This window comes from Allobosea sp. WAO (genome assembly GCF_001509835.1).
Classification (GTDB): Bacteria; Pseudomonadota; Alphaproteobacteria; order Rhizobiales; family Beijerinckiaceae; genus Allobosea.
Window position 1 is genome coordinate 339,619 of sequence record NZ_JXTJ01000003.1, and the last position, 23,649, is coordinate 363,267.

The window sequence follows — 23,649 nt, forward strand, 5'->3', positions numbered from 1 at the left end:
TTTGCGCCGGGCAGAACCTTGCGTTTGCGCCCGACATAAGAAAAGCCGCGCCGGCTGGACCGGCGCGGCCTTGAAGCGACGGTGGCGCCGCGAATCAGCCCTTGCGGATGACCGGAGCAGGTTTTTCGGGGGCTGGCGTCGCGCAGCCACCAGCGAAGCTGGCGAGAGCGAGGACGGCCGCAAGCGCAAGCGAGACCTTCTTCATTTGAACTATCCCAAACGAATCGTCGCGAAAGGCCGCGACGGTTTGGAGGCTACGCCCGACTTCTTCACGAAATCTATCGGGAATACCGACAGCGCTTCGCACCGGGCGTTTCACGACAGCGTGACGCATCTTCTGCAATGCAGCGGCAGGCTTGTCGGGTCGCCCGGAAACAGCCATGTTGCGCGCTTAACCGATCAGGTCACGGTCCAGTCCACGGACAGGCTCCCGGCGGCGGGCGAGGGGCGGACCGAGGGAGAATGGCGAACGTGACGTTTCAGAGCGACGGCCGCGGCCGTGGCGCCGTGTTGGCGCTGGCTTTCCTGGCTTTTCTGCAGACTGGCGCATCGATCTCGGCGCGCGCGGAAGCGCGCCCGATCGAGAAGTTCGAGCCGGCAGAGAGCCTTGAGGGCAATTATCTCGCGGCCGTGGTCGCAGGTTCGGGGCGCGATCTCGGAGCCGCCTCGGTTTATCTGCGCGAGGCGATCAAGGATGACCCGCAGAACAGCGAATTGCTGGAGCGTGGCTTCGTCGCCTTCCTTGCCGACGGCGCGATGGGCGACACGTTCCGCGCCGCCGAGAAGCTGGTGCAGCGCGATGCCTCGAATGGGCTGGCGCAGCTTGCGCTCGGTGTGCGGGCACTGAAGCAGAAATCCTACGCCTCCGCCCGCAACCATCTCCAGCGCGGCGGTCGCGGCCGCTCGGCGGACATCACGGCAACGCTGCTGGCGGCCTGGGCCTATTCCGGTTCGGGCGACACCAAGCGCGCGCTCGAAACTCTGGAGCGGCTGCGCGGCGAACCGACCTTCGACCGGTTCCGCGACTATCACGCCGGCCTGATCCTCGACATTGCCGGCCGCAAGGCCGATTCGACCCGCCGGCTGAAGGCCGCCTACGACGCCGAGAAGACCAATCTGCGTCTGGTCGACCTCTGGGCTCGCCACCAGGCGCGCGCCGGCGACCGCGACGCGGCGCTGGCGACGCTCAACGAGTTCGAGCAGCGCGTCCGCCCGAACCATCCGGTGGTGCGCGACGCGATCGCCAAGGTCTCCGCCAAAGACCCTCTGTCCCGCATCGTCGGTAACGCCCAGCAGGGCGCGGCCGAGGTGCTCTATGGCCTTGCCAGCGCCGGTATTCTCCAGGGCGACGAGGCCACCGCGCTGCTTTATCTCAGGCTCGCCGTCTATCTCGATCCCGGCCACGATCTCGCCGTACTGACGCTGGGCGACATCCTCGAGCGTGCGAAGCAGACCGAGGACGCGGTCGACGTCTATCGTCGCATGCCCGAGACTTCGGCGCTGCGCCCTGTCGCTGACATCCAGGTCGGGCTCGGTCTCGAGGCGCTCGGCAAGACCGACGAGGCCGTGAAGCAGATGGAGATGCTGATCGCGGCGCGTCCCGACGATATCGAGGCGCTCTCGGCACTCGGCAACATCTATCGCTCGCGCAAGCGTTTCGAGGAGGCGGCCGAAGCCTACAACAAGGCGATCGCGAAGCTCGCCTCGCCCGGACGTTCGAACTGGGATCTCTTCTACTCGCGCGGCATCGCCTATGAGCGCACCAAGCGCTGGGCCGAGGCGGAGACGGACCTGCGCAAGGCGCTGGAGCTGATGCCGGAGGCGCTCGGCCGCGAGCGTGCCCTCGTGCTCAACTATCTCGGCTATTCGCTGGTCGACCGGAACCTGAAACTCGACGAGGCGCTCGGTATGCTGCGCCGCGCCGTCGAACTCAGGCCGCGCGATGGCTACATCATCGATTCGCTCGGCTGGGCGCATTACCGGCTCGGCCGCTATGACGAGGCCGTCGTCGAGCTGGAGCGGGCGATGGAGCTGCGCCCGTCCGATCCGGTGATCAACGACCATCTCGGCGATGTCTACTGGCGCACGGGCCGCCAGCTCGAGGCGAAGTTCCAGTGGAACCATGCCCGCGATCTCAGTCCCGAGCCGGAGGATCTGGTCAAGATCCTGCGCAAGATCGAGAAGGGGCTCGACGAGGCACCGCCCTCGGCGAACGCCGCCGAGCCGAAGAAGGATGGCGGCTGAGCCTTGCAGGCTCGTCTCACCACCCGCGCCCCGGCCAAGGTCAACCTCAGCCTGCGCATCCTCGGCCGGCGTGCCGACGGCTACCACGAGCTCGACAGCCTCGTCGCCTTCGCCGGTGTCGGTGACGCGCTGACGCTGCTGCCGGGTGCGGAGAGCGGTGTCGCGATCTCTGGCCCCTTCGCTGCCGGGCTTTCGGGGGCCCCGGATAATCTGGTGCTGAAGGCGGAAGCGGCCCTGCGCGATCAGGTGCCCGGGCTACGGTCCGGCAGGTTCCTGCTGACCAAGCGTCTGCCGGTCGCTTCCGGCATCGGCGGCGGCTCGGCCGATGCCGCGGCGGCGCTGCGCCTGCTCGCGCGGTTGAACGACCTGCCGGCGAATGCTCCAGCGCTCTATGCTGCCGCGGCGCGCGTCGGCGCCGACGTACCGGTCTGCCTTGCGGCGCGGGCTCGTATCATGCAGGGCATTGGCGAGCGGCTCGGGCCGCCGCTGCGCCTGCCGCGCCTCTTCGCGCTGCTGGTCAATCCGGGCGTTGCGGTCGAGACCGCCGCGGTCTTCCGCAATCTCGGCCTGCAGCCGGGGGAGGCGGCGACCCAGCCGGCTTCGGCGACGGACACGTGCTGGCAGCGCCATGCCTCCGTTCTCTCTGTAGTGGAAGCGCTTGCAGGCACGAGAAACGACCTCGAAGCGCCGGCTCGTGACGCCGCGCCAGTCATCGCTGATGTCCTGGAACTGCTCGCCGAGCTGCCGGGGTGCCGTCTGGCGCGGATGTCGGGCTCGGGCGCGACCTGCTTTGCCCTTTTCGACGATTGCCGGGCAAGTGCGGCCGCGGCCAGGATGCTCGCGCGCCGACAGCCGGGCTGGTGGATCAAGCCGACTGTGCTGGGGTGAGACGGTCGTCCTTCGGGGGCGGATAGGCCGAACTAGCGACCGGTCGCGCCGAAGCCGGGCAGCAGCCCCTTGAGGGTCAAAAGCCCGATCGCGGCGACCGTGGTCGCGTCCCTGATGGCGCCGTTCTCGATCATCGCTGCCACCTCGGCAGCGGAGAAGCGCCGCGTGACGAGGCCCTGTTCCTCATGGTCGAGCTGGCGCGGCACTGCTGAGAGCTGCCGTGCCAGGAAGATGTGGCAGCCCTGGTTCGAATAGCCGTAGCATTCGTAGAGGTACCCGGCCTTGATCATCTCGCCGGCTTCGAGCCCGGCCTCCTCGCGCAGCTCGCCACGGGCGACGGTCGCCGGCTCGACATCCGGCCGGCTTTCCCAGGAGCCTTGCGGCAATTCCCAGAAGCGGCCGCCCACCGGGTAGCGATATTGCTCGACGAGGTGCAGGTCGCCATTCGCCTCGACGGCGACGATCGCGACGAAATCCGTCTTCTCGACGACGCCATAGATTCCCCTGGAGCCGTCCTGCAGGAGGATCTCGTCCTCCCGCACCCGCATCCAGCGATTCTCGTAGACGAGGCGGGAGGACAGCGTGGCGATTTCCGCCGGCTGGTCCTCAGCCTCTCCGGAGGGCTTTCCGGCGGCGTCGTTCAATGGGCCCGCGCCACGCAGAAGTCGACGGCCTCGTTCAGCGCCTGCTTCATCGGCGATTGCGGGAACAGCCCGAGCGCGTCCTTCGCCATCTTCGCATAGTGGCGGGCGCGCTCGACCGTATCCTCGATGGCCCTGTGCTTGCGCATCAGCGCCTGCGCCTCGGCGAGATCGCCGTCGCGGATCTGGCCTTCCTGCAAGGTGCGGCGCCAGAAGCTGCGCTCGCTCTCGTCACCACGGCGGAAGGAGAGCACCACGGGCAGGGTGATCTTGCCCTCGCGGAAATCGTCGCCGGTGTTCTTGCCGAGCGCACCGGAGGAGCCGCCATAGTCGAGCGCGTCGTCGATCAGCTGGAAGGCTATGCCGAGATTGAGCCCGTAGCTGCGGCAGGCGGCGGCATCGGCCTTGGAAGAGCCGGCGATCACCGGCCCGACCTCGCAGGCCGCCGCGAAGAGCTCGGCGGTCTTGCCGCGGATCACGGCGAGGTACTCGTCCTCGGTCGTCTCGGTGTTCTTGGCGACGGCGAGCTGCATCACCTCGCCTTCGGCGATGACAGCCGCGGCGGTCGAGAGGATGTCGAGCGCCCGCAGCGAGCCGACCTCAACCATCATCTTGAAGGCCTGGCCGAGCAGGAAGTCGCCGACCAGCACGCTCGCCTCGTTGCCCCAGAGCATGCGGGCGGCTGCCTTGCCGCGGCGCATGTCGCTCTCGTCGACGACGTCGTCATGCAGCAGCGTCGCGGTGTGCATGAACTCGACGGAGGCCGCGAGCTTGACGTGGCCTTCGCCCTCGTAGCCGCATAGGGCCGCCGTCGCCAGCGTCAGCATCGGCCGCAGGCGCTTGCCGCCCGAGGAAATCAGATGGTTGGCGACCTCCGGGATCATCGTCACCTGCGAGCCCGTCCGCGACAGGATCATTGCGTTGACGCGCTCCATGTCGGGGCGGGTCAGGCCGACCAGCGCCTCGATCCCGGCCTTGCCGGCTTCCTTGTCTTCGAAGGCTACGACGACGCCCACGCTCAAACTCCGACTTTACCGACGGTGCGCGTCGCGCCCGCCTTTATCGCAATGCACTTGCCATGACCGTCGCATGCGTGGCCAGCCCCGGCAATCTCTGTCGCGCCGCACAATCTGGTGTGACGGTGTCGCAGCGCGGCGATTTTGGGCTTGCGCGGCCTATCCGCCACGGGCTCCATGGCGCCATGCATGAACTGGTCCGCTCCAATGATCTCGTCCTGCTCGGCGCCATCGAGGCGCTGCTGGCCTCGGCCAATCTCGATTGTCTGATTGCTGACCAGCATATCAGCGCGCTTGAAGGCATGATCGGCGCCTTTCCCCGGCGCCTTCTGGTGCGCGAGGCCGACCGCAAGCGCGCCCGTGCCTTGCTGGTCGAGGCCGGCTTCGGCGGCGAATTGCGGCCCGAGTGATCAGTCATGACCGATGAGATTCTGCCCGGCCTCGGTGCGATCGGCGAGGACCGTCTGCTGGATGGCCGGCTTCGCCTGCTGCAGCCGAGAAAGGGGCACCGCGCCGGCTCTGATGCGATTCTGCTAGCCGCGGCGCTGCCGGCCTTGGCTGAGGGGCCGCTGGTCGATTTCGGCGCCGGGGTCGGCACGGCCGGGCTCGCAGCCGCCTTGCGCCAGCCGGAGCTCTCGGTCGTGCTGGTCGAGCGCGATCCGGAACTCGCGGCGCTGGCCGCGCGCAACGCCGGTCTGAACGGTCTCGATGAGCGCATCAGGGTCGTCGTCGCGGCGATCGGCGAACGCGGCGAGGGCGCCTTGCAGGCAGGGCTGCCGGATGCCTCGGCTGCCTGGGTCGCGATGAACCCGCCGTTCTTCGAAGCCGGTGCCGCGCGGGTCTCGCCGGTGCCGAATCGCCGCGCCGCCCATGTCGCCGACACGCCGCTCGCCCTGTGGCTGAAGGCGGCGCGGCGGGTGCTGCGTCCGCGCGGCGGTGTGACGATCATTCACCGTGCCGAAGCGCTGGGCGAGATCCTGGCTGCGCTGGCGACGGGCTTTGGCGAGGTTGCGATTCGGCCGGTGCAGGCGCTCGCCGAGCGGCCGGCGATCCGCGTCATCGTCTCGGCCCGGCTCGGCAGCAAAAAGCCGGCAGCGCTGCTGCCGGCTTTGGTTCTCAACGGTCCCGATGGCCGCTTCACTGCTGAGAGCGAGGCGCTCCATCGCGGCGAGGCGGGCCTCGCCTGATCAGCGGCAGATACGTCTCTCGCGTACCACCCAGCCCCAGCCATCCCAGTAGCGGACCGGGCGGTAGAAGCAGCGCGGGCCGTAATAGGGGCGGCCGTAGCCATAGCCCGGCGGGCGACCGTAACCGTAATAGGGACGGTCATAGCCGCCGCCCCAGCGCGGGCCGTCATAATAGCCGTCGCCGAAGGGCTGGGCGGCAACCGGGGTCGAGGCGATCGCGGCAACACCGAGTGTGGCGGCCGCCGAAATGCCGAGAAGCAGCTTGCGAAGCATATCAAGGTCCTCCTTCGCGATATCGACGGCGATCTGCCGAGGCAATCGGGCTTAACCGTGGCAGAAAATCTAGGTCGGAGCGGCTGAACGGCAGCGGAGCGCGCCGTTCAGCCGGCCTTCATGCGGTTAGCGGCAGACCCGCACCGGGCGGATCACCCAGCGATAGCCGTTCCAGACCCGCCGGTCGCTGTAGAAGCAGCGCGGCCGGTAGACCGGGCGGCCGTAATAGCGCGGCCCGCCGCGGTAATAATGCGGGCGGCCGTAATGCCAGGCCTGCTGCACGAGGCCGCCGGCCTCGCTGCTGACGGCGGGCGCGCTGCCGGCGCCGATCGGCGCAGCATTGGCCGGGGCGGCGATCAGCGCAGTCGAAAGAAGGGCACCGGCGCCCAGCAGGGCGGCGGCGATACGGGATGACAGCATTGCAAAACTCCTGCTTGCTGGGCGCTGGTCCGGCTCAAGCGCTCGCCCCGAGCACCGCGGACCGCGATGGCAGGCACCCTAGGCCAGCGATGATGAACGAGGTCCTTCGATCGAGGTTCACCCGCGGTTCATGCGTGAAAGCTTGACCGGAAGCGCTGCCAGCCCCTAAGCACACCGCCTGTTTCCTGAAATTTCGAAGGCTTGAGCCCTTGGCCGCGTCGCCCTCCGCTTCGATGAATCCGACCCGCTCCTTCCAGGGCCTGCTGCTGACCTTGCAGCGCTTCTGGGCCGAACGCGGCTGCGTCATCCTCCAGCCCTACGACATGGAAGTCGGGGCCGGCACCTTCCATCCGGCGACGACGCTGCGCGCGCTGGGCCCCAAGCCGTGGAACGCGGCCTATGTCCAGCCTTCGCGCCGCCCGAAGGACGGCCGCTACGGCGAGAACCCCAACCGGCTGCAGCACTATTACCAGTTCCAGGTGATCCTGAAGCCGTCGCCGCCGGACCTGCAGCAGCTCTATCTCGACTCGCTGCAGGCCATCGGCGTCGATCTCGCTTTGCATGATGTCCGCTTCGTCGAGGACGACTGGGAAAGCCCGACGCTCGGCGCATGGGGGCTCGGCTGGGAGTGCTGGTGCGACGGTATGGAAGTCAGCCAGTTCACTTACTTTCAGCAGGTCGCGGGCGTCGAATGCGCGCCGGTCGCCGGCGAGCTGACCTACGGGCTCGAGCGCCTGGCGATGTACGTCCAGGGCGTCGAGAACGTCTACGATCTCAACTTCAACGGTCTCGAGGGCGAGGATCGCGTCAGCTATGGCGATGTCTTCCTGCAGGCCGAGCAGGAGTTCTCGCGGCATAATTTCGAGCATGCCAACACGCAGATGCTCTTCCGCCACTTCGCCGACGCAGAGGCCGAGTGCAAGGCGCTGCTCGCCGCCGGCGAGGCCGATGGCGGCGCCAAGCACCAGCTCGCTCTGCCGGCCTATGACCAATGCATCAAGGCGAGCCATGTCTTCAACCTGCTCGATGCGCGCGGCGTGATCTCGGTCACCGAGCGCCAGAGCTACATCCTGCGCGTGCGCGAACTCGCCAAGGCCTGCGGTGCCGCCTGGCTGAAGACCGCCGGCGGGGGAGCGAACTGATGCCCGATCTCCTGCTCGAACTCTTCTCCGAGGAAATCCCCGCCCGCATGCAGCGCAAGGCGGCGGAGGATTTGAAGAAGCTCGTCACCGATGCGCTGGTCGAGCGCGGGTTGGTCTATGAGGGCGCCAAGGCCTTCGCCACGCCGCGCCGGCTGGCGCTCACCGTCGCCGGCCTGCCGGTGCGCGGCCGCGATGTCCGCGAGGAGCGCAAGGGGCCGCGCGTCGGCGCGCCCGATGCCGCCGTTCAGGGCTTCCTCAAGGCCGCCGGTCTCGCATCGCTCGACCAGGCGACCATCGTCAGCGACCCCAAGAAGGGCGACTCTTACGTCGCCATCATCGAGAAGCCCGGCCAGGAGACGATTGCGGCCATCGCCGAGATCGTGCCGGCAGTGATCCGCGCCTTCCCCTGGCCGAAATCGATGCGCTGGGGCAAGGCCTCGGCCGCCGGCGCCAGCCTGCGCTGGGTGCGCCCGCTGCATTCGATCCTCTGCACCTTCGGCGCCGAGACCGAGGATCCGGAAGTCGTTAACTTCGAGGTCGACGGCATCAGCTCCGGCAACACCACCTATGGCCACCGCTTCCATGCGCCCGGGCCGATCACGGTCCGCCGCTTTGACGACTATGTCGCGAGCCTGGAGCGGGCGAAGGTCGTGCTCGATGCCGACCGTCGCAAGGAGATCATCGCGACCGACGCCAGGAACCTCGCCTTCGCCGCCGGTCTCGAGCTGGTCGAGGATGAGGGGCTGCTGGAGGAGGTCGCGGGGCTGGTTGAATGGCCGGTCGTGCTGATGGGCTCCTTCGAGGAACGCTTCCTCGACATTCCCGGCGAGGCGATCCGCGCCACCATCCGCGCCAATCAAAAGTGCTTCGTGCTGCGCGATCCAGCAACGGGCGAGCTCGCGAACCGCTTCATCCCGGTCTCCAATCTCGTCGCCAGCGATGGCGGCCTGGCGATCACCGCCGGTAATGGCCGCGTCGTGCGCGCCCGTCTCTCCGACGCCGCCTATTTCTGGGCGACCGATCGCGGCCCGTTGCCCGATCTCGACACGCTGAAGGACAGTGCCGAGAAGCTCGGGCTTGATCTGGGCAAGCCGCTCGACCAGCGCATGGCCAAGCTCGACAAGCTCGGCGTCGTCTTCCACGCCAAGCTCGGCACGCAAGGCGAGCGCGTCCAGCGCATCGCGGCGCTGGCGAAGGAGTTGGCCCCGATCGTCGGCGCCGACCCGGTTCTGGCCGAACGCGCGGCAAAGCTTGCCAAGGCCGACCTGCCGACCGAGATGGTTGGCGAGTTCCCGGAATTGCAGGGGCTGATGGGCCGGAAATACGCCGAGCTGCAAGGCGAGAACGCCTCAGTCGCGGCGGCCGTCGAAGAGCATTACAAGCCGATAGGCCCCTCCGACCGCGTGCCGGCCGATCCGGTCTCGGTCGCTGTGGCGCTCGCGGACAAGCTCGACACACTCGTCGGCTTCTGGGCGATCGACGAGAAGCCGACCGGCAGCAAGGACCCCTATGCGCTGCGCCGCGCGGCGCTGGGCGTCAGTCGGATTTGTGATGAGCACAATCTCAATAGGCTCCAGCTGGAGCGCCTACTGATGTCACTGTTTGGTCGTTGGTGGCCGAACGTCGATGCGCCTGTTGCTGCAGTCGACCTGATTGGCTTCGTCGTCGAGCGCATCAAAGTAATGTTGCGTGACAGAGGTATCGCTCACGACATCGTGGATGCTGTTGCAGGGCAGGGCATTCGTCGTGAGGTGATGATGCCCGGAATGGCGAACGTTCGGGTTATTTCGATTATCGTCAGAACAGCAGAGGCCCTCGGCCGCTTCCTCGAAACGGAGGACGGCAAGAGCCTGCTCGCCAGCTACAAGCGCGCGGCCAACATCCTCAAGGCCGAGGAGAAGAAGGATGGCGAGGGCGCCTTCGCCGCTGCCGCCGATCTCCAGCTCATCGCCGCCGCCGGGCTGATCGAGGAGAAGGCGCTCGCCGTCGCGCTCGCCCAGGCGACGCCGAAGGCCGAGGCCGCCATTGCCGCCGAGGACTATGAGGGCGCGATGGCGGCGCTCGCCGAGCTGCGCCCGGCCGTCGATGCCTTCTTCGACAAGGTCACGGTCAACGATCCCGATCCCGCCTTGCGCGCCAACCGCCTCAAGCTGCTGAACCAGCTCCGCGAGGCGACCCGCGCCGTGGCCGATTTCGGGCGGATCGCGGGATAAGGGGGACGTCATGCTCGCCCTTGTGGCGAGCATCCACGTCTTGAACACCGCACGCGATCGACGAAGACGTGGATGGTCGGGACAAGCCCGACCATGACGGCCTCGAACGCTGGCTCCAAAGCGCAAGCCAGCTCCCCCTTCCGGAACTTTTTCCCAGGGCTCCACGTTATCTTGCCCGAGTGCTATGCTTGCGAATGCCTCGCAGTCAGGGCCTCGGGGGGCCGGCTTTCGGCCGCGATAAGAGGATTTGAGCCATGGGTCTTTTGATTTCGCTTTTCATCACGATTTTGGTCATCGGTCTGGTGCTCTATCTGGTGCGGATGCTGCCGCTCGACGGCAACATCAAGAACATCCTCCAGATCATCGTCATCATCATCGGCATCATCTCGCTGCTGCGCTATCTCGCCGTGTTCTAGTAAGGGGCCGCCGTCATGCTCGCCTGTTGCGGGCGTCCATGTCCTGGCCGTCGCCTGCGATGGCTGTGATGATGGATGGCCGGAAATGCCCGGCCGTGACGGCGAGACGCCTCGGATTGGCGCCCTAAGCAGCCGATTGACGGTTGCCGCGCGCTGATCCACTCTTTCGCATGGTCCAAAAGGGCCCCGGGCGCTGCGCGCCACGGGGCCCTTGTCCATTCGAGAAGCGAAGCTGCCGATGACGTCGCAGAACCGCACCACGCATATCCGGCTGACCTCCCATCCCGAGCCCGGCAGCGCCGCCGCCCGTTTCCCGATCCACTGGGGCGCCGCCACGCCGCATGAACGAGGCCCGGTCATCGCCTCGACCACCAACCCGGCCGACCGCAATGTCATCGGCGCCCATGGCGGTTCCTATTCGGTGTATCGGGCGCTCGCGATCTCGGCTCGCGCCATGAACCCGGCGCAGCGGCCGGACCTGACCAACACCTACCCGACGGCCGATATCCTGCCGCAGCCGCAATGGTTCGAGCGCGGCAGGATCGTCTCGCTCGATCCGTTCGGCCATCGCGTCGCTCAGGATTTCGGCCAGTGGATCGGCGAGGGCGTCGACATTCGCCCCACCATCGCCGTCACCAAGGCGCGCCTGAACCTGCCGGAAATCCTCGCCGCCATGGCCGGTCACCGGCTCGCCGCCGACGGTCATATCCTGCACGGCTCCGGCGACATCAGCGTCACCAAGATCGCGGTCGACCCGGTCTGGCACCTGCCGGGCATCGCCGAGCGCTTCGGCACCAGCGAGAACGAATTGCGCCGCACGCTGTTCGAGCAGACCGGCGGCATGTATCCCGAACTGGTGACGCGGCCCGACCTCAAGGTCTTCCTGCCGCCGATCGGCTCGATCACCGCCTATGTCATCGGCGAGGTCGCGGCGATCGCCGACCCCAGGAAGACGCTCGCCTGCCGCGTCCATGACGAATGCAACGGTTCCGACGTCTTCGGCTCCGACATCTGCACCTGCCGGCCCTACCTCGTTCACGGCATCGAGGAAGCGGTGAAGGAAGCGCAGGGCGGCGGCGTCGGCCTGATCGTCTATAACCGCAAGGAGGGCAGAGCGCTCGGCGAGGTCACCAAGTTCCTCGTCTACAATGCCCGCAAGCGCCAGGAGGGCGGCGACTCCGCCGCGACCTATTTCGAGCGCACCGAATGCGTCGCCGGCGTGCAGGACGCCCGCTTCCAGCAATTGATGCCGGATGTGCTGCACTGGCTCGGCGTCAGAAAGATCGACCGGCTGATGTCGATGTCGAACATGAAATATGATGCCATGGTCGAGAGCGGCATCGAGATCGGCGAGCGCGTCGCGATCCCGCCCGAACTGATCCCGCCGGACGCTTCGGTCGAGATCGAAGCCAAGAAGGCGGCAGGCTATTACTCGCCGGACGGCGCGCCCGGCGACAATGCGCTGAAATCCACGGTCGGCCGCGACCTCGAGAAGTTCTGAGTGCCATGCCTGATCGCGATCCAGAAGCCGTCCGCCAGCTGCTGAAGCCGGCGGTTATCCGCGAGCGTGCTCAGGAGATGCTGCAGCTCGGCCTCGACGGCCGGCTCTCGCATTTCACCGTGCATCCCGAGCGGCTCGAAGCCTGCGCCGACTATGTGCTGGCGACGATCCGCAAGAACTATCCGACGCTCGAGATTCCCTTTCATGCGCGCTGGCGGCATTTTTCCGTCGCCGGCGTCGACCGCTGGCGCATCCTCGATGAAGCGGCCGGCTTCGCCGATGCCGGGGCGCGCGGGCGCGCCGCCTACGACCTCGCCATCGTCAGCGTGCTGCTCGACGCCGGCGCCGGTCCGGCCTGGCGCTATCGCGACGCGCTGACCGGTCAGCTGATAGGCCGTTCGGAAGGGCTGGCGTTGGCCTCGCTCGACATGTTCGCCGCCGGCCGGTTCTCCGGCGACCCGGAAGAGCCGCTGCGCGTCGATAGCGCCGCGCTGAAGCGGCTCGATGCGGCGGCTTTGGCCGAAGGTTTTCAGGCCGGCGAGGCAAATCCGCTCCTCGCCCTCGAAGGCCGCGCCGCCCTGCTCAACCGGCTCGGCGAGGAGCTCGAAAAGCATGGTCTCGACCGCCCGGGCGGCCTGTTCGACCGGCTCTTCGCGGCGGCCGAGGGCGGTACGCTCCGCGCCAGCTATATCCTGTCGCAGGTGCTGGAGGTGCTCGGAGGCATCTGGCCTTCGCGCCTGACCTTGGCGGGCATCCCGCTCGGCGATAGCTGGAAGCACCCGCTGATCGCCCAGGGCAGCATCACCGCCGGCATCGTGCCCTTCCACAAGCTCTCGCAATGGCTGAGCTATTCGCTGATCGAACCGCTGCAATGGGCCGGTGTCGACGTCGTCGGCATCGAGGAGCTCACAGGCCTGCCGGAGTACCGCAATGGCGGCCTCCTGCTCGACCTCGGGGTAATCGCGCTGAAGCATGAGGAGGATCGCTCCGGCGCCCATGAGGTCGGCTCCGAGCTCGTCGTGGAATGGCGAGCGCTGACCGTCGCTTTGCTCGACAGGATCGGAGAGCTGGTGCGCGGGCGCCTCGGCCTGACGCGCGAGCAGCTTCCGCTGGCCAAGGTGCTCGAAGGCGGGACATGGGCCGCAGGCCGCCGCATCGCGGCCGAGAAGCGCGAAGGCGGCGGGCCGCCCTTGACCATCGTCAGCGACGGCACGGTATTCTAAGGGCGAGGGCCATTGACATCTCAGGCCCGTCTCCCGAGGAGCAGGGTTTGCTCCTCGGGATGAGGGCTTAGACCAAAAACGAGGGGCTAACTGCATGGCAACGCATTCCGACGGCGTCACCGTCGTCGACCACCCGCTGGTGCAGCACAAGCTGACGCTGATGCGCGAGAAGGATCGTTCAACCAAGAGCTTCCGCCAGCTGCTGAACGAGATCGGCATGCTGCTCTGCTACGAGGTGACCCGCGATCTGCCGACCGAGATGATCGAGGTCGAGACGCCATTGCAGAAATCGATGCAGCCGGTCATCTCCGGCAAGAAGCTGGTCTTCGCGCCGATCCTGCGCGCCGGCGTCGGCTTCCTCGACGGCATGCTGGAACTCGTGCCTGCGGCCCGCGTCGCCCATATCGGCCTCTACCGCGACCCCGAGACGCTGCAGGCGGTCGAATACTATTTCAAGGCGCCCTCCGACATCGCCGACCGCATGATCGTGGTGATGGACCCGATGCTGGCGACGGCGAACTCAGCCGTCGCCGCGGTCGACCGCTTGAAGGAACGCGGCGCCCATGATCTGCGCTTTGTCTGCCTGCTCGCGGCGCCCGAGGGCATCGCCCGCATGCGCGACGCCCATCCCGATGTCCGGATCTGGACGGCGGCGATCGACGAGCGCCTCAACGATCACGGCTACATCGTCCCAGGCCTCGGCGATGCCGGCGACCGCATGTTCGGGACGCGCTGAGCGCCTGTCCTTGTTGTTCTGGCGATATGCCCCTATCTTGTAGGCATATTGCCAAAGGAGGCGATCGTGACGACGATCCGTGCAGTGGACGTGGTGGGCGGCCCGGAGGTGATCGGTGCTCCGCTCGACAGCGCCCGCGCGATCATCGCGGCGGTCCGACGCGGCTTTCCGGTGGCGGCGGTGGAACATGTCATCGCCAGCGGCCGCATGACGCTGGCCGAGATCGACGAGGTCGTGCTGCCGCGTAAGACGCTCAGCCATCGCCGCAAGATCGGTACCCTGACCAGCGAGCAGTCCGACCGGCTGGTCCGGGCCGCCCGCGTCATCGCAGAAGCCGAAGAGACCTTCGGCTCGCAGGAGAAAGCCGGCAGATGGTTGCGCCGGCCGACCGAGGCGCTCGGCGGTGAGAAGCCGATCGCGCTCCTCGATACCAGCGAGGGCGCGGCCGAGGTCGAGACGCTGCTCGGCCGGATCGCGCACGGCATCGCTGCCTGATGCGGGTCTGGCGCGTCTGCCGCGCCGCCTTCGCCGATCTCAGCGGCGAGGGGGCAAGGCTTTATGGCGGACGCTGGAACTCACCGGGCCGGCCGGTCGTCTACACTGCTGAAAACCCGGCTCTCGCCATTCTGGAGGTCAGGGTTCATCTCGATATCGAGCCGGACCTGATCCCTGACGATTATGTCCTGGTCGAGATCGACCTCGCCGACGCGGTTTGCGAGGAGGTCGCGACCTTACCGAATAACCCGAGAGAACTCGGCGACGCTTGGCTGGCGGAAGGCCGCACGCCGGTGCTGAAGGTTCCCTCCTTCGCCGCGCCGCGCAGTGCCAACTTTCTGATCAATCCGGCCCATGCCGGCTGGAGTTCCGTCGCGGTGATCGGGCACCAGAGGTTCAGCTTCGATCGCCGCCTCTGGTTGCCGCTGTCCCGCACGATTTTGTAGGCGCGACGCTCTTGTCACGCGAAAGGCCCGCCCATTTCTGGGCGGGCCCCCGCTGCCGGCTTTCACTCAGGCCGCGATGGCGCGAGCTGAGCCGGAGCGTTGAATCTCGTCGCTTATTCGATCACCTGGACGATGCGGCGGGTCTGCGGGTCGACCAGGACGGTGCGGTTGTTGACGACCGTGTAGCGATAATCGGTCACGCCGTACTCGCGCGGAACCTCGTAATAGCGGACGCCCTCGCGTGGCAGCGTCGCGCCGACCACGACCGGCTCCGCATAGGTGTAGGACGGAACGCGCTGCTCGACGACATACGTCTGGAAGCGCGGGGTGTTGTCGCCGATGATCGCGCCGACCACGGCACCGCCGACGCCGCCGACCACTGCGCCGACCGGGCCGCCGACCACGGCACCGCCGACCGCGCCGGCCGTCGCGCCGCCAACAGCGCCACCCTGGGCGCCCTGCGGGTTCTGCTGGGCAAAGGCCGTGGCCGGAACGATGGCGAGGGCCGCTACTAGAGCAAGCTTCTTGAACATTTCCGTTCTCCTTCTGAGGGAAACCTCGGCAGCAAGAACGGCAAAACGCCCGGCAAGTTCCGCAGGCTCGGGTCACGAGCTGTGAACGTTCATGAACGGCTTCAGGGATTGTCCTTGTCGATCAGCGGTTTCGCGGCGATCACGATCTCCATGCCGGTCGCGGCGAAATCGAAGACCTGCGTCCGCTGCGGCGGCCTGCCGGCATTGGCGAAGAGCTCGTCGACCGTCGCTTCCTCGGAGAGGAAAAGGAAATCGGCATGCGGCCCGGTTTCCGGATAGGCGTCGATCGCATGCCAGGTGCCGCGATGGAACATCACGCCCTCGCCGTCGAGGCGGAAGGCGCGCAGAGCCTCCGGCTCGGGCGGCGCCTCGGAAGGCTCTGCGACCACGATGATGGCCGGCGGCCCGCCGAGCGGCAGGCGCGCCTCGGTGACGTGGAGATGGCGCTCGATCACCGCCACGACGAAGGGCCGGGCATGGTAGCGCACGAGTTGCAGGCGCGGCCTGGTTTCGGCGGCGAAGGGCTGGACCCAGATGTCGTAACCGTCGCGACCTGCGTCGCGCTTGCCGGAGGGGGCGAGGATGCGGCCATAGGGCGCGAAGGTCTCCGGCGTCAGCGGCGCGACGGGAATGCGGATCGTCCGGTTCATGCTGCATCCTCTGCGAGATCGTGAGCCCTTCCGGGGCCCGAAAGCAAACGGCGGGCCTCGCGGCCCGCCGTTACGATGCTGTGCTGCTTCGTCGTCCGGAGCTTACTTCGGCGCGGCCGAGAGCACCGGCGAGAGCTTGTCGGCGTCGCGCTTGATCAGCGCGGCGAAGCCGGCGGGCTTGCGCTCCTCGGCGGTCGGGATGACCGTGCCGAGATCGAGCAGGCGCTTCTTGACGGTCTCGTCGTCCAGGGCCTTGTCGAGCGCGTCGACGAGCTTGTCGACGACCTCCTTCGGGGTGCCCTTCGGCGCGGCGATGCCGTTCCAGGCTTCGATCTGATACTCGGGCAGCCCGGCTTCCTTGGTGGTCGGCACGTTCGGCAGGGCCGGCGAGCGCTCGGCCGAAGCGATGGCGTAGGCCTTGATGGTGCCGGCCTTGACCTGCTCGGAGACGGAGACGATCTGGTCGCACATGAAGTCGATCTGGCCGGAGACCAGGTCGTTCAGCGCCGGGCCGGTGCCGCGATAGGCGACCGAGTTGAGCTTCGGCACGCCGAGCTGGCCCTTGAGCAGGGTGCAGGTCGTCCACGACACCGAGCCGACGCCGGCATGCGCCTCGTTGAGCTTGTCCGGGTTCGCCTTCACCAGCGCGACGAATTCCTTCAGGTCCTTCGGCGCCAGATCCTTCTTGGCGACGATCAGGATCGGCGTGCCGCCGGCAAGGCCGATCGCCTGCATGCCGTTGATCGGATCGTATTTCAGGCCGGGATAGGTCGCAGGCGCCGCGGAGAAGGTGCCGAGATGGCCCATCGCAATGGTGTACCCGTCCGGCGCTGAGGTCAGCGCGCGGGTGATGCCGGTCGTGCCGCCGGCGCCGGCGACGTTCTCGACCACGACCTGTTGGCCGAGCGTCTTCGACATGTTCTCGCCGACGATACGGGCGATGACGTCGGTCGGACCGCCGGCCGCGAAGGGTACGATCATGGTGATCGGCCGCTCCGGATACTTGGTCTGCGCCTGGGCCGGGGCGGCGAGCGCCAATGCGGCGACGACGCCGAGGGCAAGCTTCTTCATGCGTATTCCTCCCAATGAAACGTTGTTCAGAGCGTTGCGGGTTCGGGGCTGCTAGGCAACCCCGTCATTCGGTGAAGACCTCGTCGCGCTTCTTCGCCATCGAGGGCAGCAGCGCGATGACCAGGATCGCGACCGCGACGACCAGCAGGCCGGCCGAGATCGGCCGTTCGATGAAGGTCATGAACGAACCGCGCGAGATGATCAGCGCCTGACGCAGCTTCTCCTCCATCAGCTTGCCGAGCACGAAGCCGAGCAGCATCGGAGCCGGCTCGAAGCCGAGCTTGATCAGGAGGTAGCCGAACAGGCCGAACAGCGCGGTGAAGGCGACGTCGACCGGCTGGTTGTTCACCGAGTAGATGCCGATCGAGCAGAAGATCAGGATCGCCGGGAACATCAGGCGGTAGGGCACCTGCAGCAGCTTCACCCAGACGCCGACCAGCGGCAGGTTGATAATCAGCAGCATCAGGTTGCCGATCCACATCGAGGCGATCATGCCCCAGAACAGCTCCGGGTTCTTGGTCATGACCTGCGGGCCGGGGATGATGCCGTGGATCGTCATCGCGCCGACCATCAGCGCCATCACCGCATTCGGCGGAATGCCGAGGGTGAGCAGCGGGATGAAGGCGGTCTGGGCGCCGGCATTGTTGGCCGATTCCGGCCCGGCGACGCCCTCGATCGCGCCCTTGCCGAAGCGCGAGGGATCCTTGGCGATCTTCTTCTCCAGCGTGTAGCTCGCGAACGGGCCGAGCACCGCGCCGTTGCCCGGCAGGATGCCGAGCACGCCGCCGATGAAGGTGCCGCGCAGGCAGGGCGCGGTCGACTGCTTGATATCCTCCCAGCTCGGCAGGAGCCTGCCGATCTTGGCCTTCACGACGTCGCGTGCCTCGGGATTTTCAAGATTGCGCAGCACTTCGGCGAAGCCGAACACGCCCATCGCCAGCACGGCGAAGTCGATGCCGTCGGCGAGCGGCGGGAAGCCGAAGGTCATGCGCTCCTGGCCGGTCTCGAGATCGGTGCCGATGGTCGAGAGCAGCAGGCCGAGCATGATCATGCAGAAGGCCTTGAGGATCGAGCCGCGCGCCAGCACGACCGCGAAGCACAGGCCCATCACCATCAGCGAGAAGTATTCGGCCGGGCCGAACAGCAGGGCGAGTTTGGTCAGGGGCGCGCCGAGCGCCGCGATGATCAGTGTCGCGAAGCAGCCGGCGACGAAGGAGCCGATCGCGGCGGTACCGAGCGCCACGCCGGCGCGGCCCTGCTTGGCCATCTGGTGACCGTCGAGCGTGGTGACGACCGCGGTGGCCTCGCCGGGGATGTTGACCAGGATCGCGGTGGTCGAGCCGCCGTACTGCGCGCCGTAATAGATGCCGGCGAGCATGATCAGCGCGCCGACCGGATCGAGGCCGAAGGTGATCGGCAAGAGCATGGCGATGGTGGCGACCGGGCCGACGCCCGGCAGCACGCCGATCAGCGTGCCGACGAGGCAGCCGACGAAGGCGAGGGCGATGTTCTGCAGGCCGAGCGCGACGGAGAAGCCGAGCCCGAGATTGGCGATCATGTCATGCATCGTGTCAGATCCCGAAGAGCCAGGGAGCCAGCGGGATCGGCAGGCTCAGCGCGTATTTGAAAAGGAGGGCACAGCCGATGGTCATCACGATCGCGAAGATCGCCAGCTCCTTGAGCTTGACGTCCTCCGCGGCAAGACCGGAGACGAAGACGACGAGCGGTCCGGAAACCAGCATGCCGAGGGCGGGAACCTTGAGCGGGCCGATCTCGAAGCCGCGGATCGTCAGGCCGAAGAGGCAGGCGGCGCCGAGCACGAACAGCACGCCGCGCCAGGACCAGCCGGCGAGCTTCTCGCCCTTGTAGCGCAGCGAGTTCACGCTCAGCAGCAGGCCGAGCGCGCCGCAGATCACTGCGAAGGACTTCGGCAGCATGCCCGGTCCGAGCTGACGCAACGTGCCGGTCGCCAGATCGCGCGACAGGAACAAGGCGAGGCCGGCGAGGACGACCATGAACAGTCCTGCCGCGAAATCCTGGGTCGATCGGATACGCAGCCCCTGCGCCGACTCGATCTTGTTCAAACTCATCAATAACCTCCGGCTTGGGTCGCGACGGCGCGCATCGCGGGCTTTCGGGCGTGCACCGGCACGGTGAAGGGCAGGGTGATACGCTCGTCGATGAGCGTGACGCTCTCTCGCAGGATGGCAAGAAAATCGTCGCGCGCGGAAAGCTTCTGCTGCGGCCGCCAGGCAACGCCGACGAGCGCGCCGGGCGGCGGCGGGTCGAGCAGCGCGCCGCGCAGGCGGCGCATGGTGACGCCGGGAAAACTCAGTCGCGAAACCCAGTCCGGGGCCAGCGACATGCCGAGCCCGGCGGCGACCGCCGACATCATGGCCGGCTTCTCGGTCGCTTCGATGATGACGTTCGGCACGGCGCCGACGCTCTCGAAATAGGCCATGACGAGGTCGTAGGCGAAGGGGCGGATCCGCTTCGACGGCACCACGAAGGGCTCGCCTACCAGGTCCTGCATGGTCAGGTCGTCACGCGCCGCCAGCGGGTGGGCGTCGTTCAGCACGACGATCGGGCGCTCGACCCGCAGCACTTCGAAAGCGCAGTCGGTCGGCTTCCGCGGCGGGCGCAGCAGCGCGAGGTCGAGCTTGCCGGCCTCCAGCATCTGGACGAGCGGCGCTGTCATCGCCTCGACGAACTTGATCTCGATGCCGGGATGGCGGGCGCGGAAGGTGACCAGCGCCTCTGGCACGAAGCTGGACGAGGCGGCGTCGATCGCCCCGACCCGCAACACTTTGCTCGAGGCCAGCGAAGCCTCGCGGACCGAGCGCGAGGCGCGCTCCATCCTGACCAGGATGCCCTTGGCTTCCTCGAGCATGATCAGACCGGCGCGGGTGAGGGCGACCTGACGGGTCGTGCGCGTCAGCAGGCTGACGCCGAGTCCATCCTCCAGCGCGCTGATCTGGCGCGAGAGAGCGGGTGGCGCGAGGCCGAGCCGCTCGGCCGCTCGGCCGAAATGAAGCTCCTCCGCCACCGCGATGAAGCATCGCAGTTGCCGCAGATCCATGGTTGTCGCGTCTCCCCTCTGGCGTATCGCTTTTTGTGATATCGTCCAGTGATTTCTGTTATGCCCCTTTAGCGTCAACCGCTCAATTTGCGACCCTAGAGCAATTCATAATTTATTGGCAACAAAGCTCGTTGCCATGGGGACGGCATCCACAGGGTGAACGTCGCTCCCATGGCCGGGCGATGCCGTAATGGATTGATTCTTCGGGGTTTTTCCGCGCCCGGCCGAAGCCGGTCAAGCGGTCGGGGCACCCGCTCGTCTGGCGCTCCACAAGGTCGCGACCCGGCCGTCGATCAGCGCGAGTCCGACGAAGATCGCGACCATGCCGGCGAAGTGGCGCGGCAAAAGCTCTTCGCCGAGAAGGCCGGAGCCGAGCAGGATGGCGCTGACCGGGATCAGGAAGGTCACCAGCATGACGTTGCTCGGCCCGGCCGCGCGCATGATCCGGAAGAAGATGATGTAGGCCAGCGCCGTCGAGATCAGCGCCAGGCCGATCGCCGCCAGGATCGCCTGCTGCGAGGGGACCGGCAGCGTCCAGGGCGGATGCAGGAAAAAGACGATCGGAACGATCATGATGGTCGAGGCGGAAAGCTGTCCGGTCGCGGCAACGAGCGGCGAGATGCCACGAAAGCGCCGGCCGAACAGGCCGGAGAAGGCGTAGGAGACCGCCGCAAGAACGCAGGCGAGCTGCGCCGCCAGATTAGAACCGAGGCCGCCGAGCGCATCGGGGCCCATCAGGATGCCGACGCCGATGAGGCCGGCCAGAACGCCGCCGAGCTTCAGCCCGGTCGCCTTCTCATTGCCGAAGCAGTGCATCACCAGCACGGCGAAGATCGGTGTCGTGGCGTTCAAAATCGAGGCGAGGCCGCTGGCGATCTGCTGCTGGCCCCAGAGGAAAAGGCTGAACGGGATCAGGTTGTTGAGGATGCCCATGCCGAAAAAAGCGAGCCAGAGGCTGCGCCCGACCGCCATGGATTGCCCGGTGATTCGGACCACCAGCAGCAGCGACAGGGCCGCGAGGCCGACGCGGACCTGCACGACAGCGAAGGGCGGCCATTCCGCCACGGTGAGCTTGTTGAAGAAGAACGAGCCGCCCCACAGGACCGAGAGGGCGAGGAGCAGGAGCCACTCGGTCGGGCCCATGCGCAGCGCGGGAGCAGAGGTCGGCTGTGTCATGGTGCAATCTGTCTTCGCAGGGCGGGTCAGCCTGCGTCAGTAGGCAGCCGGGCTGCGCCCGGCCACCCGATTTCCGTGAGGCAGTCTCAGGCGGCTTCCGCCTCGCGCGCTGCCCACATCGCCTTGAAGCCCGGGCGTGCATGGCAGGCCTCGAGCCAGGCCTTGACGTTGGGGGCCGCGTCGAAGAGCTGCGCCGCCGGCTTGGCGTAGCGGATGATCTCGGCGACATTGATGTCGACGACGGTGAAGCGCCCACCCATCACGTAGCCGCCGCCTTCCGCCAGCGCCTTGTCGAGCACGGCGAAGGGGGCCGGCAGGGCGGCGAGCGCGGCGGCGACGATGGCCGGGTCGCGCTTCTCCAGCGGATAGGCGGCGAGGTGATAGGTCAGGTTGAGCGCATGCGTCTCGCATTCGGTCGCCGCCCACAGTGCCCACATCGCCGCGAGCCCTTCCTCCTGCACGTCCTTGGGCGCCAGCGGCCCGCCATGCTTGCGGGCGAGGTAGAGGTTGATCGCCAGCGATTCGTGCAGGACGAAGCCGTCATCGTCGATCGACGGGATGTGCCCGTTGGGGTTGACCTTGAGGAATTCCGGGCTGCGCGTATGGATCGGGGCGCCGGGCGCGTCGGGATCGGCGAGGCGGTAGGCCTGGATCACCGGCACCTGCTTGAATGAGATGCCGAGCTCGTTGGCGAGCCAGACATTGCGCGTCGCGCGCGAGCGGTGACAGCCATAGATGGTCAGGGTCATGAGAAAGGTCTCGCGGGGAAGGGCTTCGCTCCGAATCCGTCGCAACGGAGCGAAGAGAGCATACTGATTCTGAAAGGAAACGCATGTCATCCCGGGCTCGCGCAGCGAGACCCGGGATCCATGCCGGAGCATTTCCGAAAGAGGCTCAGGCATGGATCCCGGCTCTTCGGCCGGGATGACTAGTGTGTTTGAGCGACCGCGGTCTGCCCAACGGCTGGGCTACTTATCCCAGCTGGCGCAGGGTTTCACGAGCGATGATCAGGCGCTGGATCTCGGAGGTTCCTTCGTAGATCCGGGTGATCCGCGCGTCGCGGGCATAGCGCTCGACCGGGAAGTCGCGGCAATAGCCGGCGCCGCCATGAATCTGGATCGCGGCATCTGTGCAGCGATGCGCAGCCTCCGAGGCGAAGAGCTTGGCCATCGAGGCTTCCTTGGCGAAGGGCTCGCCGCGGTCCTTCTTCGCGGCGGCATCGAGGATCAATAGGCGCGAGGCGTGCAGATCGAGCTCCCGATCGGCGATCAGCCATTGCAGGCCCTGGAATTCGGTCAGGGCCTGACCGAACTGCTTGCGCTCGCGGGCATAGGATTTGGCTGCGTCCATCGCCGCCCGGGCGATCCCGAGCGAAACCGAGGCGACGCCGATGCGCCCGCCTGCGAGCTCGCCGACCGCGACGCGAAAACCGTCATTCTCCTTGCCCATCAGGGCCTCGACCGGAATGCGCGCGCCCTCGAAGCGGATCGTGTTGGTGGCCGAGCCGGTCTGGCCCATCTTCTTCTCGGCCTTGCCGACGCTGACGCCCGGCGTGTCGGCGGGAACGAGGAAGACCGAGATGCCCTTGCCCTTCGGCGCATCCGGATTGGTCACGCCCCAGACGACGAAAAGACCGGCATACTCCCCGGATGTGATGAAAATCTTCTCGCCGTCGAGGACATAGGTGTCGCCGTCGCGGCGGGCGCGCAGCTTCATCCCGGCCGGGTCGGAGCCGGCTCCGGCCTCGGTCAGGCAGAAGGCGCCAGCCGGATAGGTCCCGTCGGCAAGCTTCGGCAGATACTCGGCTTGCTGCTCTGAGCTGCCGACGGCCTGGATGGCTTCGCCGACCATGTTGGTCACCGAGGTCGTCACCGCCGTCGAGGCACAGGCCGCCGCCAGCTCCTCCAGTGCCAGGGCGAAGGCGACGGTGCCCGCTTCCGAACCGCCGAACCCGGCCTGGATGTTGAGGGCCATGAAGCCGTTTTCGGCGAGCAGTTTGAGATTGGCGAGGAACTCGGCCCGGCCTTCGCCGCGGTCGAGCGTCTCGGCCAGAGGCGCCAGCCGTTCGGTCGCGAGCTTGCGCGCGCTGTCGCGGATCAGCTCTTCCTCCTCGGTGAAGGCAAAATGCATGCAGGTTCGCTCGCTGGACTGGACGATCGGTGCGGAGCTTAGAGCGCGCCCGAGCCGGCGCCAACGCGAAGCTTCGCCGGCGGGTTTTGCGCCCACGGGCGCTCGCCCGAGCCACGAAGTTTCGACTTGACGGCGAAGATTGCGAGGCGCATGTGCCGCGCTGTTCGCC

At 67.2% G+C, this 23,649-nt stretch carries 25 protein-coding genes; 12 read left to right on the top strand and 13 right to left on the bottom strand.

What is annotated here, in order from left to right; translation table 11 throughout:
* Nucleotides 1–471 precede the first annotated feature (471 nt).
* On the top strand, nt 472–2,244 hold the full coding sequence (locus DK26_RS03175) for a tetratricopeptide repeat protein (protein WP_248309852.1): 1,773 nt from the start codon (nt 472–474) through the stop codon (nt 2,242–2,244).
* A 3-nt stretch (nt 2,245–2,247) separates the two neighbouring features.
* Nucleotides 2,248–3,132, top strand: coding sequence for a 4-(cytidine 5'-diphospho)-2-C-methyl-D-erythritol kinase (locus tag DK26_RS03180; RefSeq protein ID WP_066468202.1), 885 nt, complete (start codon nt 2,248–2,250; stop codon nt 3,130–3,132).
* A 32-nt stretch (nt 3,133–3,164) separates the two neighbouring features.
* On the opposite strand, the gene DK26_RS03185 is transcribed toward DK26_RS03180, so the two are convergent.
* Complete coding sequence (locus DK26_RS03185; protein WP_349236318.1) at nt 3,165–3,776, bottom strand: NUDIX hydrolase; 612 nt, start codon at nt 3,774–3,776, stop codon at nt 3,165–3,167.
* Nucleotides 3,773–4,789, bottom strand: coding sequence for a polyprenyl synthetase family protein (locus DK26_RS03190; RefSeq protein ID WP_066468204.1), 1,017 nt, complete (start codon nt 4,787–4,789; stop codon nt 3,773–3,775). Before DK26_RS03190 ends, DK26_RS03185 begins: the two co-directional genes overlap by 4 nt.
* A 185-nt stretch (nt 4,790–4,974) precedes the next feature.
* Here DK26_RS03190 and DK26_RS03195 point away from each other — a divergent pair, with 185 nt between their 5' ends.
* Both DK26_RS03195 and DK26_RS03200 read left to right on the top strand, forming a co-directional pair.
* Nucleotides 4,975–5,199, top strand: a complete 225-nt coding sequence (locus DK26_RS03195) for a DUF2007 domain-containing protein (RefSeq protein WP_066468767.1) — start codon at nt 4,975–4,977, stop codon at nt 5,197–5,199.
* Nucleotides 5,200–5,205: 6 nt separating this feature from the next.
* The gene (locus tag DK26_RS03200; protein WP_066468205.1) at nt 5,206–5,976 is read left to right on the top strand and encodes a methyltransferase; all 771 of its coding nucleotides are present in this window, start codon (nt 5,206–5,208) and stop codon (nt 5,974–5,976) included.
* Here the strand turns inward: DK26_RS03200 and DK26_RS03205 are convergent, their stop codons facing one another.
* Both DK26_RS03205 and DK26_RS03210 read right to left on the bottom strand, forming a co-directional pair.
* The gene (locus tag DK26_RS03205; RefSeq protein ID WP_066468206.1) at nt 5,977–6,249 is read right to left on the bottom strand and encodes a hypothetical protein; all 273 of its coding nucleotides are present in this window, start codon (nt 6,247–6,249) and stop codon (nt 5,977–5,979) included. It lies immediately after the preceding gene.
* Nucleotides 6,250–6,375: 126 nt separating this feature from the next.
* Nucleotides 6,376–6,669, bottom strand: a complete 294-nt coding sequence (locus DK26_RS03210) for a hypothetical protein (RefSeq protein WP_066468207.1) — start codon at nt 6,667–6,669, stop codon at nt 6,376–6,378.
* A gap of 233 nt (nt 6,670–6,902) precedes the next feature.
* On the opposite strand from DK26_RS03210, the gene DK26_RS03215 reads away from it, so the two are divergent.
* The 8 genes from DK26_RS03215 to DK26_RS03245 all read left to right on the top strand — a co-directional run bounded on the left by DK26_RS03215 (nt 6,903) and on the right by DK26_RS03245 (nt 14,841).
* Nucleotides 6,903–7,811, top strand: coding sequence for a glycine--tRNA ligase subunit alpha (locus DK26_RS03215; RefSeq protein WP_066468212.1), 909 nt, complete (start codon nt 6,903–6,905; stop codon nt 7,809–7,811).
* Nucleotides 7,811–10,024, top strand: a complete 2,214-nt coding sequence (gene glyS, locus DK26_RS03220; RefSeq protein WP_066468214.1) for a glycine--tRNA ligase subunit beta — start codon at nt 7,811–7,813, stop codon at nt 10,022–10,024. The genes DK26_RS03215 and glyS overlap by 1 nt, the downstream gene beginning before the upstream one ends.
* 254 nt (nt 10,025–10,278) lie before the next feature.
* Entirely contained in the window at nt 10,279–10,440 is a 162-nt protein-coding gene (locus DK26_RS29270) for a Thivi_2564 family membrane protein (RefSeq protein WP_184231595.1), read from the top strand.
* Between the two features lie 238 nt (nt 10,441–10,678).
* Nucleotides 10,679–11,941 carry a GTP cyclohydrolase II gene (locus DK26_RS03225; protein WP_066468216.1) on the top strand — a complete coding sequence of 421 codons (1,263 nt, stop codon included), beginning with the start codon at nt 10,679–10,681 and terminating at the stop codon, nt 11,939–11,941.
* Nucleotides 11,942–11,946: 5 nt separating this feature from the next.
* Complete coding sequence (locus DK26_RS03230; RefSeq protein ID WP_066468223.1) at nt 11,947–13,164, top strand: URC4/urg3 family protein; 1,218 nt, start codon at nt 11,947–11,949, stop codon at nt 13,162–13,164.
* 94 nt (nt 13,165–13,258) lie between these two features.
* Nucleotides 13,259–13,900 (top strand): uracil phosphoribosyltransferase, encoded by a 642-nt coding sequence (gene upp, locus DK26_RS03235; protein ID WP_066468225.1) that lies wholly within the window; start codon nt 13,259–13,261, stop codon nt 13,898–13,900.
* Between the two features lie 66 nt (nt 13,901–13,966).
* Entirely contained in the window at nt 13,967–14,395 is a 429-nt protein-coding gene (locus DK26_RS03240; protein ID WP_066468768.1) for an antitoxin Xre/MbcA/ParS toxin-binding domain-containing protein, read from the top strand.
* Complete coding sequence (locus DK26_RS03245) at nt 14,395–14,841, top strand: RES family NAD+ phosphorylase (RefSeq protein WP_066468226.1); 447 nt, start codon at nt 14,395–14,397, stop codon at nt 14,839–14,841. The genes DK26_RS03240 and DK26_RS03245 overlap by 1 nt, the downstream gene beginning before the upstream one ends.
* Nucleotides 14,842–14,954: 113 nt before the next feature.
* Here the strand turns inward: DK26_RS03245 and DK26_RS03250 are convergent, their stop codons facing one another.
* From DK26_RS03250 to DK26_RS03290, 9 genes are all read right to left on the bottom strand, one after another.
* Nucleotides 14,955–15,374, bottom strand: a complete 420-nt coding sequence (locus DK26_RS03250; protein WP_066468228.1) for a DUF1236 domain-containing protein — start codon at nt 15,372–15,374, stop codon at nt 14,955–14,957.
* A 101-nt stretch (nt 15,375–15,475) separates the two neighbouring features.
* A complete protein-coding gene (locus DK26_RS03255; RefSeq protein WP_066468230.1) occupies nt 15,476–16,024 on the bottom strand; it encodes an ureidoglycolate lyase in 549 nt (182 codons plus the stop codon).
* 102 nt (nt 16,025–16,126) lie between these two features.
* Entirely contained in the window at nt 16,127–17,095 is a 969-nt protein-coding gene (locus DK26_RS03260) for a tripartite tricarboxylate transporter substrate-binding protein (protein WP_066468231.1), read from the bottom strand.
* Between the two features lie 64 nt (nt 17,096–17,159).
* Nucleotides 17,160–18,662, bottom strand: a complete 1,503-nt coding sequence (locus DK26_RS03265; protein ID WP_066468233.1) for a tripartite tricarboxylate transporter permease — start codon at nt 18,660–18,662, stop codon at nt 17,160–17,162.
* Between the two features lie 4 nt (nt 18,663–18,666).
* On the bottom strand, nt 18,667–19,185 hold the full coding sequence (locus tag DK26_RS03270) for a tripartite tricarboxylate transporter TctB family protein (RefSeq protein ID WP_066468234.1): 519 nt from the start codon (nt 19,183–19,185) through the stop codon (nt 18,667–18,669).
* Nucleotides 19,185–20,174: a LysR substrate-binding domain-containing protein gene (locus tag DK26_RS03275; RefSeq protein ID WP_066468237.1), complete on the bottom strand. Its 990-nt coding sequence runs from the start codon at nt 20,172–20,174 to the stop codon at nt 19,185–19,187. Before DK26_RS03275 ends, DK26_RS03270 begins: the two co-directional genes overlap by 1 nt.
* 234 nt (nt 20,175–20,408) lie before the next feature.
* The gene (locus DK26_RS03280; RefSeq protein ID WP_248309853.1) at nt 20,409–21,350 is read right to left on the bottom strand and encodes an EamA family transporter; all 942 of its coding nucleotides are present in this window, start codon (nt 21,348–21,350) and stop codon (nt 20,409–20,411) included.
* 86 nt (nt 21,351–21,436) lie between these two features.
* Nucleotides 21,437–22,099, bottom strand: a complete 663-nt coding sequence (locus DK26_RS03285; RefSeq protein WP_066468239.1) for a glutathione S-transferase family protein — start codon at nt 22,097–22,099, stop codon at nt 21,437–21,439.
* Between the two features lie 223 nt (nt 22,100–22,322).
* Nucleotides 22,323–23,480, bottom strand: a complete 1,158-nt coding sequence (locus DK26_RS03290; RefSeq protein WP_066468241.1) for an acyl-CoA dehydrogenase family protein — start codon at nt 23,478–23,480, stop codon at nt 22,323–22,325.
* Nucleotides 23,481–23,649: the final 169 nt, after the last annotated feature.